16 protein-coding genes are annotated in these 13554 nt (G+C 59.0%); 12 read left to right on the top strand and 4 right to left on the bottom strand.

Annotated elements, in window-relative coordinates; genetic code table 11:
* Nucleotide 1 precedes the first annotated feature (1 nt).
* From prfA to kdsA, 5 genes are all read left to right on the top strand, one after another.
* Complete coding sequence (gene prfA, locus G505_RS0115895; RefSeq protein ID WP_028110457.1) at nucleotides 2–1081, top strand: peptide chain release factor 1; 1080 nt, start codon at nucleotides 2–4, stop codon at nucleotides 1079–1081.
* 2 nt (nucleotides 1082–1083) lie between these two features.
* Nucleotides 1084–1929, top strand: a complete 846-nt coding sequence (gene prmC, locus G505_RS0115890) for a peptide chain release factor N(5)-glutamine methyltransferase (RefSeq protein ID WP_028110456.1) — start codon at nucleotides 1084–1086, stop codon at nucleotides 1927–1929.
* Nucleotides 1929–2312, top strand: coding sequence for a SirB2 family protein (locus G505_RS0115885; RefSeq protein WP_028110455.1), 384 nt, complete (start codon nucleotides 1929–1931; stop codon nucleotides 2310–2312). The genes prmC and G505_RS0115885 overlap by 1 nt, the downstream gene beginning before the upstream one ends.
* A 101-nt stretch (nucleotides 2313–2413) precedes the next feature.
* Entirely contained in the window at nucleotides 2414–3661 is a 1248-nt protein-coding gene (locus G505_RS0115880) for a DUF819 family protein (protein WP_028110454.1), read from the top strand.
* 27 nt (nucleotides 3662–3688) lie between these two features.
* Nucleotides 3689–4540 (top strand): 3-deoxy-8-phosphooctulonate synthase, encoded by an 852-nt coding sequence (gene kdsA / locus G505_RS0115875; protein ID WP_028110453.1) that lies wholly within the window; start codon nucleotides 3689–3691, stop codon nucleotides 4538–4540.
* 74 nt (nucleotides 4541–4614) lie between these two features.
* On the opposite strand, the gene G505_RS0115870 is transcribed toward kdsA, so the two are convergent.
* Nucleotides 4615–4842, bottom strand: coding sequence for a hypothetical protein (locus tag G505_RS0115870; protein ID WP_028110452.1), 228 nt, complete (start codon nucleotides 4840–4842; stop codon nucleotides 4615–4617).
* A gap of 143 nt (nucleotides 4843–4985) precedes the next feature.
* On the opposite strand from G505_RS0115870, the gene G505_RS0115865 reads away from it, so the two are divergent.
* From G505_RS0115865 to rlmM, 4 genes are read left to right on the top strand one after another with little or no spacing between them, the layout of a single operon-like run.
* Nucleotides 4986–5912 (top strand): transcriptional regulator GcvA, encoded by a 927-nt coding sequence (locus G505_RS0115865; protein ID WP_028110451.1) that lies wholly within the window; start codon nucleotides 4986–4988, stop codon nucleotides 5910–5912.
* 9 nt (nucleotides 5913–5921) lie between these two features.
* Nucleotides 5922–6542 (top strand): alpha/beta family hydrolase, encoded by a 621-nt coding sequence (locus tag G505_RS0115860; RefSeq protein WP_035385490.1) that lies wholly within the window; start codon nucleotides 5922–5924, stop codon nucleotides 6540–6542.
* Nucleotides 6539–6922, top strand: coding sequence for a DUF423 domain-containing protein (locus G505_RS0115855; protein WP_245568392.1), 384 nt, complete (start codon nucleotides 6539–6541; stop codon nucleotides 6920–6922). The genes G505_RS0115860 and G505_RS0115855 overlap by 4 nt, the downstream gene beginning before the upstream one ends.
* On the top strand, nucleotides 6919–7983 hold the full coding sequence (gene rlmM / locus G505_RS0115850; RefSeq protein ID WP_028110448.1) for a 23S rRNA (cytidine(2498)-2'-O)-methyltransferase RlmM: 1065 nt from the start codon (nucleotides 6919–6921) through the stop codon (nucleotides 7981–7983). The genes G505_RS0115855 and rlmM overlap by 4 nt, the downstream gene beginning before the upstream one ends.
* Nucleotides 7984–8049: 66 nt before the next feature.
* Here the strand turns inward: rlmM and G505_RS0115845 are convergent, their stop codons facing one another.
* Nucleotides 8050–9057 (bottom strand): isocitrate dehydrogenase, encoded by a 1008-nt coding sequence (locus G505_RS0115845; protein WP_028110447.1) that lies wholly within the window; start codon nucleotides 9055–9057, stop codon nucleotides 8050–8052.
* A 162-nt stretch (nucleotides 9058–9219) separates the two neighbouring features.
* Between G505_RS0115845 and G505_RS0115840 the strand changes: the two genes are divergently transcribed.
* A complete protein-coding gene (locus G505_RS0115840) occupies nucleotides 9220–11955 on the top strand; it encodes a S9 family peptidase (RefSeq protein ID WP_028110446.1) in 2736 nt (911 codons plus the stop codon).
* 67 nt (nucleotides 11956–12022) lie between these two features.
* Here the strand turns inward: G505_RS0115840 and G505_RS0115835 are convergent, their stop codons facing one another.
* Nucleotides 12023–12460 (bottom strand): DUF3192 domain-containing protein, encoded by a 438-nt coding sequence (locus G505_RS0115835; protein ID WP_035385489.1) that lies wholly within the window; start codon nucleotides 12458–12460, stop codon nucleotides 12023–12025.
* 242 nt (nucleotides 12461–12702) lie between these two features.
* Between G505_RS0115835 and G505_RS23505 the strand changes: the two genes are divergently transcribed.
* Both G505_RS23505 and G505_RS0115830 read left to right on the top strand, forming a co-directional pair.
* Nucleotides 12703–12855 carry a helix-turn-helix domain-containing protein gene (locus G505_RS23505; protein ID WP_425402191.1) on the top strand — a complete coding sequence of 51 codons (153 nt, stop codon included), beginning with the start codon at nucleotides 12703–12705 and terminating at the stop codon, nucleotides 12853–12855.
* 101 nt (nucleotides 12856–12956) lie between these two features.
* Entirely contained in the window at nucleotides 12957–13265 is a 309-nt protein-coding gene (locus tag G505_RS0115830; protein ID WP_028110444.1) for a hypothetical protein, read from the top strand.
* On the opposite strand, the gene G505_RS22825 is transcribed toward G505_RS0115830, so the two are convergent.
* Nucleotides 13258–13554, bottom strand: a 297-nt coding sequence (locus G505_RS22825; RefSeq protein ID WP_157509247.1) for an integrase core domain-containing protein, incomplete at its 5' end; no start/stop codon positions are given. The two genes, G505_RS0115830 and G505_RS22825, sit on opposite strands and share 8 nt — an antisense overlap.

Genomic DNA, 13554 nt, shown 5'->3' with positions numbered 1-13554 from the left:
GATGAAGCCTTCCGTTATTGCAAAACTAGAGGGCTTGCTCGAGCGTTATGAAGAGGTTCAGGCGCTGTTGGGCGAGCCCGATGTGATCTCCGATCAAGATCGATTCCGTGCTCTTTCCAAGGAGTTCTCCCAGCTGGAAGAGGTGGTGAAGGCGTTCAGTGCCTACCGTCAGGCCGGCGAAGATATCGAGACTGCCGAGGAGATGCTCGACGATCCCGACATGAAAGAGATGGCGGAAGAGGAGCTCAAAGAGGCCCAGTCCGTTCGCGAGAGACTGGAAGATGAGCTGCAGATCCTGCTGCTGCCCAGGGATCCCAAGGACGACTCCAATGCCTTTATCGAGATTCGCGCCGGCGCTGGCGGCGATGAAGCCTCCATCTTTGCCGGTGATCTCTTCCGCATGTACAGCCGTTATGCCGAAACCAAGGGGTGGCGCATTGAACTGATGTCCGCCGCCGAGGGTGAGCATGGCGGGTTCTCCAAGGTGATCGCCAAGCTGTCCGGTGACGGCGCCTATGGGGTGATGAAGTTTGAAAGCGGTGGCCATCGGGTTCAACGGGTACCGGCCACCGAATCTCAGGGACGCATCCACACCTCCGCCTGTACCGTGATCGTGATGCCGGAGCTGCCGGAAGCGGAGCAGATTGAGATCAATCCTGCTGACTTGAAGGTAGACACCTTCCGCGCCTCCGGTGCCGGTGGTCAGCACGTCAACAAAACCGATTCCGCCATCCGCATTACCCACCTTCCCTCCGGGGTGGTGGTGGAGTGCCAGGATGAGCGCTCCCAGCACAAGAACCGTGCCCGGGCCATGTCCATCCTTGCTGCCCGCCTGCAGGCTGCAGAAGATGAGAAGCGTCGCAACGCGGAGCAGAGCTCCCGTCGCAACCTGATGGCGTCCGGTGATCGCAGCGAGCGTATCCGCACCTACAACTATCCTCAGGGCAGAGTGACCGACCATCGCATCAACCTGACCCTGTATCGCCTCAACGAGGTGATCGAAGGGGACCTGGATGCCCTGGCACAGCCCATCCTCCAGGAGTACCAGGCGGACATGCTGGCCGCTCTGGCGGAGGAGTAAGGGTGCGCCTGGATCAGGCTCTGGCCCATGGCGCCAGTCGCCTGCAGGGGGGGGAGTCGGCAAGGCTGGATGCCCAGTTACTGCTCTGCTTTGTGCTGGAACGCCCCAAAACCTATCTCTACACCTGGCCTGAGCGGGAGCTGACGTCGGAGCAGCAGGCTCAGTTTGATGCTCTGCTGAGCCGCCGGGGCGCCGGAGAGCCCGTGGCCCACATCACCGGGGTCAGGGAGTTCTGGTCGCTGCCGCTGAAAGTCAATCCCAGCACGTTAATCCCCAGGCCCGATACCGAGGCGTTGGTGGAGTTTGCCCTGGCGAGGGATCTGAAACCGGGCAGCCGCGTAGTGGATCTGGGGACCGGTACCGGAGCCATCGCCCTGGCACTGGCCAGTGAACGCCCCGATTGGCGCATCACCGCCGTCGATCTCAAGGAGGAGGCGGTGGTGCTGGCCCGGGAGAATCGGGATGCCCTGGGACTGGATGTGGAGGTTATGCAGAGCAGTTGGTTCGACTCTCTCGAAGGGCGACGCTTCGATCTGGTGATCTCCAACCCTCCCTATATCGAGGAGGCCGATCCCCACCTGAGCCAGGGTGACGTGCGTTTCGAGCCGTTGTCCGCCCTCACCTCCGGAGAGGATGGGTTGGTGGATATTACCCATATTGTTGAAAATGGCCGCCAATTCCTCAATGATGGCGGCACCATGGTGTTAGAGCACGGTTACAATCAGGCTGCTCAGGTGCGAGCCCTGTTTGAACATTTCGGTTACACCGAGGTTGGATCCGGCAAGGATCTGGCCGGAAGGGAAAGATTCAGTTTTGGCCGTCTGATTGCGGCAACCAAGGAGATTTAATGGACGCACTCTACCCTGGAGTCAAACATTTCCACATGCTGATGATCGGCATGAGCGTGACCCTGTTGACCCTGAGATTCATCTGGAGCATGAGCGGCTCCCGTTTCATGAACCGCCGCTGGGTTAAGGTGTTCCCCCATGTGGTGGATACCCTGCTGCTGCTCTCAGGGGCCGCCCTCTGCTTCCTGATTGCGCAGTACCCAGGCTCCAGCCCCTGGCTGACCGAGAAGCTGCTGAGCCTGGTGGCCTACATACTGCTCGGCGTCTTTGCCATGAAGAGCAAGGGCAAGCTGTTGAGAGTTCTGGCCTTCTTTGGCGCCCTGGGATGGCTGGGCATGATCGCCAAGGTGGCCATGACCAAGACTCCCATCCTGATGGGTTGATTTTGATGGCGCCGGAGGCGCCATCTTTACTTGGTCCCCGGGGCCAGAGAATAAAAAAGTACGCCGGCTAAGACCGGTGACAATAATAATTCGAGGAAGTTATGCAACAGGCAATGTTCACCAACCCGGCCACTGTGCTGGGTATTTTAATGCTGGTACTGGGGGCGGTGTTCTACACCCACCAGAGCCGCCACCCCTTCTGGCAGGGGTTCTACCGATTCGTTCCCGCTCTGCTGCTGTGTTATTTCATCCCGTCGTTGCTCAACAGCTTCGGGGTGATCGATGGCGACGACAAGACGCTGTACTACGTCGCCTCTCGTTTCCTGCTGCCCACCGCCCTGGTGCTCCTGACTCTGAAGCTGGATCTGCGCGCCATCGCCCGCCTGGGGCCCAAGGCGATCATCATGTTTTTCACCGGCACCCTGGGGATCGTCATCGGCGCACCCATCGCCCTGCTGGTCACCTCGGCCATCTTCCCCGAACTGCTCGGTGGCCACGGCCCTGAGGCAGTATGGCGCGGCATGACCACGGTGGCGGGAAGCTGGATCGGCGGCGGTGCCAACCAGACTGCGATGAAGGAGATCTACGGCGTGGGCGATAACATCTTCTCGGCCATGATCGCCGTGGATGTGATAGTGGCCAACATCTGGATGGCCGTACTGCTGTTTATGGCGGGCAAAGCGAAAGAGATCGACGCCGCCAACGGGGCCGATGCCTCCGCCATCGAGGCGTTGAAAGACAAGATGTCCCACTGGGAGGCCAACAATGCGCGTATGGCTCATCTCAATGACCTGATCTTCATCGTGGCCATCGGCTTCGGTGTCACCGGCCTGGCTCATCTGGGCGCAGACGTCCTCAGCCCCTGGTTTGCTGATAACTTCCCGGAGCTGAAACGCTACAGCCTGCACTCCAAGTTTTTCTGGCTGATCGTGATTGCGACTGCCGTGGGTATTGCTCTGTCATTGACCCGAGTGGCTAAGCTTGAGGAGGCGGGCGCCTCCAAGGTGGGGTCTGCCTTTATCTATGTGCTGGTGGCGACCATCGGCATGCACATGGACATCAAGGCCATTCTGGACTCCCCGGTGTACTTCCTGCTGGGCGGCATCTGGATGCTGGTGCACGCCTCCCTGATGCTGGGGATGGCCAAGATGATCAAGGCGCCGCTGTTCTATATGGCCGTAGGCAGTCAGGCCAACGTAGGGGGCGCGGCCAGTGCTCCGGTGGTGGCCAGTGCCTTCCACCCCAGCCTGGCGCCGGTGGGCGTGCTGCTGGCGGTGCTGGGTTACGCGGTGGGCACCTACATGGCCTGGTTCAGCGGACAGATATTGCAAGTATTGGCGGGTGGGTAAACCACCCCATTAATGAAGAGAGTTGTTATGCAAAATCGCACTATTGAAGTGAGTAACCTGGAGGTTGCCAACGACAAGCCGTTCGTGCTGTTTGGCGGCATGAATGTGCTGGAGTCCCGTGACTTGGCGATGCAGGTGGCGGAGCACTACGTCGAGGTGACCAGCAAGCTGGGCATTCCCTACGTTTTTAAAGCCTCCTTCGATAAGGCCAACCGCAGTTCCATCCACTCCTATCGTGGACCGGGTATGGAAGAGGGGCTGAAGATCTTCCAGGAGATCAAGGAGCAGTTTCAGGTTCCTGTGATCACCGATGTCCATGAGATTCATCAGTGTGTGCCGGTGGCCGAGGTGGCGGATGTGATTCAGTTGCCCGCCTTCCTGGCTCGTCAGACCGATCTGGTGCAGGCGATGGCCGAAACAGGTGCGGTGATCAACGTCAAGAAGCCTCAGTTCCTCAGCCCGGGACAGATGAAGAACATCGTTGACAAGTTCAACGAGTGTGGCAACGACAAGGTGATCCTGTGTGAGCGTGGCAGCAACTTTGGTTATGACAACCTGGTGGTGGACATGCTGGGGTTCCGTACCATGAAGGAGTGCAGCGGTGGTTTGCCAGTGATCTTCGATGTGACCCACGCCCTGCAGTGTCGTGATCCTCTGGGTGCGGCTTCAGGCGGACGTCGTCATCAGACGGTGGAGCTGGCGAAGGCGGGTATGGCGACCGGTTTGGCGGGTCTGTTCCTGGAAGCGCATCCGGACCCCGACAAGGCCCGCTGCGATGGTCCCAGCGCCCTGCCTCTGGCGGTGCTGGAGCCCTTCCTGGCTCAGATGAAAGCCCTGGATGACCTGATCAAGTCTCAGCCTGACTTGGCCATCTCCTGAGATGAGGGTGAATACGCCCTGACACTTCGCCCCTGTCGCCCGACCTTGGCGACAGGGCTTCTTCCTTGCGAATCTTAGTCAGACAGGGTGGCTTTCGGAGCGGGTTGAGTCGCAACATCCATAGGCTCGCTCACTTCCATGGTGGCCTGCTCGGCCTGCATCCGCTGAACTTGCTGCTCCAGCTGTAGTTCGATCTGTTGATGAATCTCGTTGAGGTTAAACTCCACCGCCTCCGGCTGGGCCAGGGGGTTGTGCATGGCAACGGCAACTACGGTGGGGATAAGCAGGCTTAAAGTGGTCATGTCGGGCCTCATCGATCTCAGGAAGAAGGTTAAAAACAGTGCGTCTACGGGGTGAAAAATAGCCGGACGGGATAGTGATAACAAACGATTTAATATAATATTCGGTATTAGAAAATCTTATCCGGTAACCTTGAGGTAACCCTATGTCCCGCCGCCTGCCCCCGCTCAACGCCGTTAAGGCCTTTGAAGCGGCCGCCCGCAACCTCAGCTTCACGCGGGCAGCAGAAGAATTATTTGTGACCCAGGCCGCAATCAGTCACCAGATAAAGGCACTGGAAGAGTTTTTGGGATTAAAACTTTTCAGGCGCAGAAACCGCTCCTTACTGCTCACCGAAGAGGGCCAAAGCTATTTTCTGGACATCAAGGACCTCTTCACTCAGCTGAGTGACGCCACCGAACGGTTGCTGGCCAGGAGTGCCAGCGGCTCACTGACGGTCAGCATGGCACCCAGCTTCGCCATTCAGTGGCTGGTGCCCCGTCTGGCCAAGTTTTCCGAGCTTCATCCCGACGTGGATGTTCGGATTAAGGCGGTGGATATGGATGAGGGATCCTTGTCCGACGATGTGGATGTGGCCATCTATTACGGTCGGGGTAAATGGCCAGGGCTCAGGGCGGACATGCTCAGGGCGGAATCCCTGGTGCCAGTGTGCTCTCCTCAGCTGCTCGCCGGTCCCAAACCTCTCAAAAGTGCCGAGGACCTGAGACTCCACACCCTGTTGCACGACATGTCCCGCCGCGACTGGAAGACCTGGGCCAAGATGGCGGAGGTGGAGTTGCCCAATGTCAGCCAGGGGCCGATCTTCAGCCACTCCTCCCTGGTGTTGCAGGCGGCGATCCACGGTCATGGTGTGGCCCTGGGTTACTCGGTGCTGGCCAGACCGGACATCGAAGCGGGCCGGTTGATCTGCCCCATCGACAAGGTGCTGCCCAGCAAGAACGCCTACTACCTGGTGTGCCAGGAGAGTCAGGCGGACCTCGGCAAGATCTCGGCGTTTCGCGAGTGGATGGTCGACACCTTCCGTCTGGAGAATGAGTCGGACCCGATCCCGGCGCCGGCTTACGATATTTAAGGAGTTGTGATGGTCAGAATCGACGGCAACCGGGATGCCCACCATTGGCTGCTGCTGGCCCACGGCAGCGGTGCCGGCATGGATCACCCCTTCATGGAAACCATGGCCGGGGCCATCGCCGGAAAGGATCTCTGCGTGGTGCGCTACGAATTTCCCTATATGCAGACCATTCGGGCTACCAACAAGCGCCGCCCCCCTGATAGAATGCCGCGCCTGCTGGACGCCCTTGGCGACCTGGTTGAGGAGTATCGCCGTGATGACCGCATTCTGGTGCTCGGTGGCAAATCCCTGGGCGGCCGGGTCAGTGCCACCTGGGCCCTGGACAATCCGGTCGCGGGGCTCATCGCCCTGGGTTACCCCTTTCACCCGGTGGGCAAACCGGACCAATGGCGACTGGAGCCTCTGACCGAAGGGCGGGTACCCACTCTGGTCCTTCAGGGGGAACGGGACAGTTTTGGCAATCGGGGCGAACTTGAAGGTATCGCCCTGCCGGGCCATGTGCGTCTGCAGTACGTCACCGATGGTGACCACAGTTTGAAGCCCAGGAAGGCCAGTGGCGTGACCGAGGAACAGAACCTCCAACACGCCGCCGCAGCCTGCCGGGCCTTTATTTTAGGATTAGAACCATGATGAAACGCGCCTTTATGGCCCTGGCCACCTTTGGTGGTGCCATGGCCACTGCCCTGGGAGCCTACGGTGCCCACGGCCTCACCAAGGTGGCACCGCCTCACCTGGTGGAGAGCTTTAATACCGCGGTGATGTATCAGTTTTTCCACTGCTTGCTGCTGATGGCGGTGGCCCTGTGGATGCGCTCCAACAGCTCCAGACTGCTGGCCTGGGCCGGTAGCCTGGTGGTGCTTGGGATATTGGGCTTTTCCGGCAGCATCTATGCGCTGGTGCTGCTCGGCACCAAGGGCATAGGGATGATTACCCCCATGGGCGGCATTCTGCTGATGGTGGGTTGGATGTTGATGTTTGCCGCCGTATGGCGCTGGGAGAGAGTGTCATGAATACCCTGTTGCTGCATTGTCGTCCCGGTTTCGAGAAGGAGTGTGCCGCAGAGATCCAGGACAGTGCCGCCACCCTGGAGGTGTTCGGCTTTCCACGTCTGGAGAAGGATTCGGGCTTTGTACTGTTCGAGTGTTACCAGAACGGTGACGCCGACAAGCTGATGCATGAGCTGGACTTTCACCGGCTTATCTTCGCCCGTAGCTGGTTCTGTGTGGTGGGACAGCTCACCGACATGCCCCTGGGGGATCGTGTCGGCGCGGTGCTGGCTCATGCCAAGGCGCTGCCCAAGGCGGGTAAGCTGTGGGTAGAGTCCGCCGATGGCGATGCCTACCGTCAGGTGCTGCCGTTTTGTAAGAAACTGACCGTGCCACTGCGTCAGGGGCTGCGTAAGCAGGGACTCCTGACTGTCCAGGAGCGGGATAAGATGCCCCGCATCCACCTGTTTCTCACCGACAATCAGAACGGTTACGTGGGTTACAGCCGCTCCGATAACGGCTCCCCCTTCTTTATGGGGATCCCCAGGCTCAAGTTCCCCAGCGACGCGCCAAGCCGCTCCACCCTGAAGCTGGATGAAGCCTTCCTGGTGTTCCTCAACGAAGAGGAAACCGAGGCGCGGCTGCATGGCGGCCTGTATGCGGTGGACCTGGGGGCCTGTCCGGGAGGCTGGACCTATCAGCTGGTGCGCCGCGGCATGTTTGTCTCCTCGGTGGATAACGGTTCCATGGCCGAGAGCCTGATGGAGACCGGTCAGGTGACCCATTTCGCCGAGGATGGCTTTAAGTTCGTGCCTGAGGATCCCCGCATCCACTGGATGGTGTGCGACATGGCGGATCAGCCCCACAAGGTGGCGGCGCGGATGGCCACCTGGATCATCGAGGGTTGGTGCAAGGAGACCATCTTCAACCTGAAGCTGCCAATGAAACAGCGCTATCAGGCGGTGGCGGAGTGCTTCGGTGAGATGACCGCCATGCTGCGCAAGGCGGGGGTTCGCTATGGGCTGCAGGCCAAGCATCTCTACCATGACAGGGAAGAGATCACCGTCCATCTGTACCGCATCTGAGGGACAGACAATAAAAAGGGGCCTATTGGCCCCTTTTTTATGGCATTAGCCTGGAACTGCTGTGAATTACAGGCGAGCCAGGATGGCGTCGGTGAACTCGGTGGTGCCCGCTTCACCGCCCAGGTCACGGGTAACATGCTCGCCGGCGGCGATGGTGTCACGGACCGCATCGCGGATGCGAGATGCCTTGTCGGCCATGCCCAGGTATTCCAGCATCTGCACCGCACCCAGCAACAGGGCGGTGGGGTTGGCCAGGTTCTGGCCGGCGATGTCGGGGGCACTGCCGTGAACCGCTTCGAAAATGGCGGCATCTTTACCGATGTTGGCGCCTGGGGCCATGCCCAGACCGCCTACCAGGCCGGCGCACAGATCAGACAGGATGTCACCGAAGAGGTTGGTGGTGACAATGACGTCGAACTGGCTGGGATCCATCACCAACTTCATGCAAGTGGCGTCGACGATCATCTCGTCGGACTGGATGTCCGGGTAGCGCTCGCCCACTTCACGGGCCACTTTCAGGAACAGGCCTGAGGTGGATTTCATGATGTTGGCCTTGTGGACCGCGGTCACCTTCTTGCGGCCCTCTTTACGAGCCAGCTCATAGGCGAAGGTACAGATGCGTTCGGCACCTTCGCGGGTGATGATGCTCATCGCCTCGGCGGTTTCACCGTCGTTGCTGACCCGCTGGCCGGCCCCCGAGTACATCCCTTCGGTGTTCTCGCGGATGGTGATGATATCAACGTTGTCGTAGCGCGCCTGGGTGCCCTTGAGGGACAACACGGGGCGTACGTTGGCGTAGAGGTTGAACTTCTTCCGCAGGGTAACGTTGATGGAGGTAAAGCCTTCACCGATAGGGGTGGTGAGAGGACCTTTCAGGGTGACCCGGTTCTTTTCAATCAGGTTGAGGGTCTTCTGGGGGAGCAACTCGCCATGCTTTTCCAGAGCCATCAGCCCCGCATCGGCGAATTCATAGTTGAAATCACACCCGGCCTTGTCCAGGACCTTCAGGGTGGCTTCGACGATATCTGGACCGATCCCGTCGCCGGGAATTACCGTAATATTGCGTTTAGACATGGATACATCCTTCCATAGGTCTTAATGATCCTGCCCCTCTATTTTGTGACTCTTATCGGGGGCTTTGTTAGCATAGTCGGGCGCCATCTTACCTTTTTTAACGCTGTGGTTACAGATAGAGAAAGGTCGAAAGCGCGAATAATTACTATTAAGGAGTCACTCTTGAGGATTTGGCATCCCCTTGCCGCCCTGGTCGGGCTGGCCTGCGCCTCCGCTACGGCGGCGCCCCTATCCCTGCAGCAGATCATGAATTTTGAAACCCTTAAAGATCCGGTCATTGCCGACAATGGCCAGTGGGTGGCCTATGTGGCTCAGCCGGATCGGGGTGAACCCCGGGGGCTGGTCCGGGGACTGGACGGCGGTCTGTGGCAGGTGGAACGCGGCGTAGAGCCTCAGCTCAGTGCCAACGGCGCCTATGCCCTGTTCGAGCGCAAAGCGCCTCTGTGGAAGCAGGAGAACGCCGGCAAGAAGAAGGCGGCCAAGATGGATGTGGATCGCATCCTGGTGAACACCGCCACCGGCGAACAGCGGGTATTTGAGGCGGTGACCAAGGCAGACTTCTCTGCCGATGGCCGCTTCCTGATGCTGAGCTTCAAGGCCGAGGAGGTCGACAAGGAGAAGGGAGAGGAGGCGGATGAGGCGGCGATCGATGCCGACAAGTTGGGCAGCCGGGCCCTGTTGCTGGATCTGAACAGTGGCACCGAGCTGGCATTGGAGTCTGTGACTCAGTTTGCCCTGGCCCGGGATGCCAATGTCCTGGTCTATGCCACCAGCCATCAGGATGGGGTGGCCAATGGCGTGACCCTGAGGTATCTGGACACGGGGCAGGACACCGTGCTGTGGCAGCGCCAGGATTGGGGGGCCGCCACGCTGGCCATCAGTGAATCCGGCGGCGCTGTGGCCTTCACCACCGCCTACCTGAAGCCCGGTGAGGCGCATCAGCTGATTCATGAGCTGTGGCTGAGCCAGGGACCCAGGCCCGCCGATGCCCTGCCTCTGCCGGAGGATGGCATGCTGGTTACCGAACACAGCAAGCTGCACTTCAGTCGTGACGGCCAGCGTCTGTTTGTCGGACGGCAGCTGCCCCTGCCCAAAGAGGGGGTGATCCGCGATCTCAAGACCGACGGCGACCTCCAGGATATGGAGGTGCTGCTGTCCCGGGTGGAGCTCAATGTCTGGCATGGGGATGACCCGCGGATCAAGACCAACGAGATCAACCAGTATTCCAAGGCCCGTAAACACAACTACGTCGGGGTGTGGCACCTCGAGGACAAGCGTTTCGTGCAGCTGGCGGACGCCAGGGTGCCGGACGTCGAAGTGGGCGACAACGCCCGTTATCTGCTGGCCAGCAGCGACAAGCCCTATCTGAAGATGATCTCCTGGGCCGGTTTCTACAAGGATTGGTACCTGGTGGACATGGACAGCGGCGAGCGGCGCCTGCTGGTGACTCAATCCGGCAGCAATGATCAGCCCAGCCTGTCGCCACTGGATGATGCGGTGGCCTGGTATGTGCGTGGCCAGCTCCATCAATACGACATCGCCAGTGGCAGCACCACCCAGGTGGCCGGCGGTCCCAAGGCGGGGTTTGCCAACGAGGATCATGATTACCCCTCGCCGGCGCCGGGCTACGGCTTTGGTCCCTGGCTGAGCGATGGTTCCGGCGTGCTGGTGTACGACAAGTTTGATATCTGGCGCCTGGACGGCAGTGGTAAGCTGAATGCCCTGACTCAGGGGCGGGCGGACAACTGGCAGTACCGGGTGATCGATACCGACGAGCGCAGCGATCTGGTGGACGCCGCCACGCCTCTGCTGGTGCACGGTTACAATGACTTCGACAAGCGGGAAGGGGTGTATCACCTGACCGGTGCCAGCCTTAAGCCCGCCCAGCAAGGGGAGTACAAGCTGAGCTTCGTGGCCAAGGCGGAGGATGCCGATACCCTGCTGTTCAAGAAGCAGCGTTATGACCTCTATCCGGATCTGCTGGTGACCGGCAGTCAGGTGAAGAGCCTCAAGCCGGTCAGTCGTCTCGGCGACCAGCTCAAGGAGCTGGAGTGGGGGCAGGCGCAGCTGGTGCACTGGCGCTCCAACGACGGCAAGCCCCTATCGGGGGTGGTGATCACCCCGCCAGGCTACAAGGGGGACAACCCCCTGCCGACCCTGGTCTACTTCTACCGTTTCATGAGTCAGCGTCTGCACAACTTCCCGCAGATGGCCCTGAACCACAGGCCCAATTTCGCCCAGTATGTGAATGACGGCTACGCGGTGTTCCTGCCGGACATCCGCTTCGAAGTGGGCCATCCCGGCCAGTCTTCCCTGGCCTCCATGTTGCCCGGAGTGCAGCAGGTGATCGACATGGGCATCGCCAAACAGGATGCCATCGGCATCCAGGGCCACTCCTGGGCCGGTTATCAGGACGCCTACCTGATCACCCAGACCGACCTGTTTGCGGCGGCGGTCTCCGGCGCGCCGGTGAGCAACATGACCAGTGCTTACGGCGGCATCCGTCTGGGCACCGGCCTGACCCGTCAGTTCCAGTATGAGTCCGGCCAGTCCCGCATCGGCAAGACCCTGATGGAGGCGCCCCACCTCTACATCGAGAACAGCCCCATCTTCCACGTGGATCGCATCGATACCCCGCTGGTGATCATGTTCGGTGACGAGGATGACGCCGTGCCCTATCCTCAGGGTATTGAGCTGTACATGGCGATGCGCCGGGCCGCCAAGCCGGTGGTGATGCTGCAGTATGAGGGGGAGCCCCATCACCTGAAGAAGTACCCCAACAAACTGGATTACAGCATCAAGATGAAGCAGTTCTTCGACCACTACCTCAAGGGGGCTGAGGCGCCCAAGTGGTGGAGTGAGGGCGTGCCCTACCTCAAGAGCAAGGCCGAAGAGTAACCGGCTGGAGTGAACCACCACAAAAAAGCGCACCCCAGGGTGCGCTTTTTTATTTGTGTTGATGCAATCAGTTGGAGGCGCTGACCTGCTGAAGCTTGGGCAGGCCGTTGCTCATGTAGGTGTCCACCGCATGGTCACCTATGCCCACCAGCTTGCCGGAGACAAACAGCAATGGGGTGCACTCATCCGGGGTGGTTTCACCGTCGCTCTTGACGTGATGGGTACGGTAGCGCACCAGTTGCATCTCCACACCGTCGATGATCTGGGCGTCATTGAAGTTGGGGGCGCCCAGGGCTTCCATTACCTGCTTTTTACCGTCTCCCAGAGAGAGGGTGGCAATGGTGTTCTGGTTGAACACCTGGCGATCATCCCAGTCCATATCCGCGATTGTGGCGGGGGCGGGGTCGTAGAAGGCGATCACCAGGGCGGCAAACAGGGCATAGCCACCGAGGATCAGCCCGATAATCTTGGGGATGTTGCTGGATTTGGGACGACGGGGTTCCATTCTCTCTTCCTAACTGACACGACTCAATTACTCTAATGCCGGGACCGGAGGATTTCCAGCTTTGGACACACTCTGTTAACAATGAGTCTTACCAGGGCAGTTCGATGCCGTCGTAGTTGTAGAAGGTGCCGCTGTCCACTAAGTACAGACAGGCTCGATTGGCTAGTGCTGAGGCAGGCCGCAAGGCACTCTCTAAAGTTCAGTTGAAGGAGAAATACCAAGACCGCAAGAAGGACTTAGCTATGCACCCAAGGGTGGTTGAGGAGCTACTAAAGGGGGTTAGCATCCGCAGGACGGCTGCAATTACGGGAGTGAGCGTATCAACTGTTCAACGAGTAAAGAAGTCGAATTCTTACAGTTGTTCGGGTTATTTAGAAGTACAAAAAGCTAGCTAATTCAGTTATCTTAGTTTTTCTGTTACCCAAATTTTTAGTCTAATTGATATATGGTTTCTGGAAAGCAGTCAATTGAACTGACTTCACGACAGCTGTGGCTCATGAGTCTACTGATAGGTGGTCTTGCTGCATCAGTTGTAGCCCTTTTGGTACTCTTCCTTTTCTCAAGCGCGACTACCTCGACTTTTACAGAATATATGGATATCGCAAATGCCTTTGTTTTGACCGAAGGCAAGACCTTAGATTCATCAGATCAAGCCAGGGTCATAGGGGAGATGGTACAAGAGGGAACCCTGATAAGCCTTAGGGATCTGTGGGGTTTCGAAAGTAGCTTCTATCAGACGATTGTAACCCTCCTAATAGCAGTCAATGGCTTGGTGGCTGCTTTTACGTTTGTAGTGGTCAACTAATTCCGGACAGTAAGTTAGACCGATTCTCGGCTTGAACAGGAGTAACGCCATCATTGTGTTGATGGGGCCGCTGTCGGTTGTAGTAGTGCATCAGGTATTCACTGATGTCTTTTCTGGCCTCGGCCACTGATGGGTAGCCCGTCGCGGGTACCCATTCTGATTTCAGGCTGCGGAACAACCTCTCCATCGGCGCATTGTCCCAACAGTTTCCCCGGCGGCTCATGCTCTGAGTGATGCGATAGCGCCACAGTCGTTGTCGGAAGGCCCGGCTGCTGTATTGGCATCCCTG

This window comes from Ferrimonas futtsuensis DSM 18154, from assembly GCF_000422645.1.
GTDB lineage: Bacteria > Pseudomonadota > Gammaproteobacteria > Enterobacterales > Shewanellaceae > Ferrimonas > Ferrimonas futtsuensis.
This window is presented reverse-complemented; position numbering and strand designations above follow the sequence as displayed.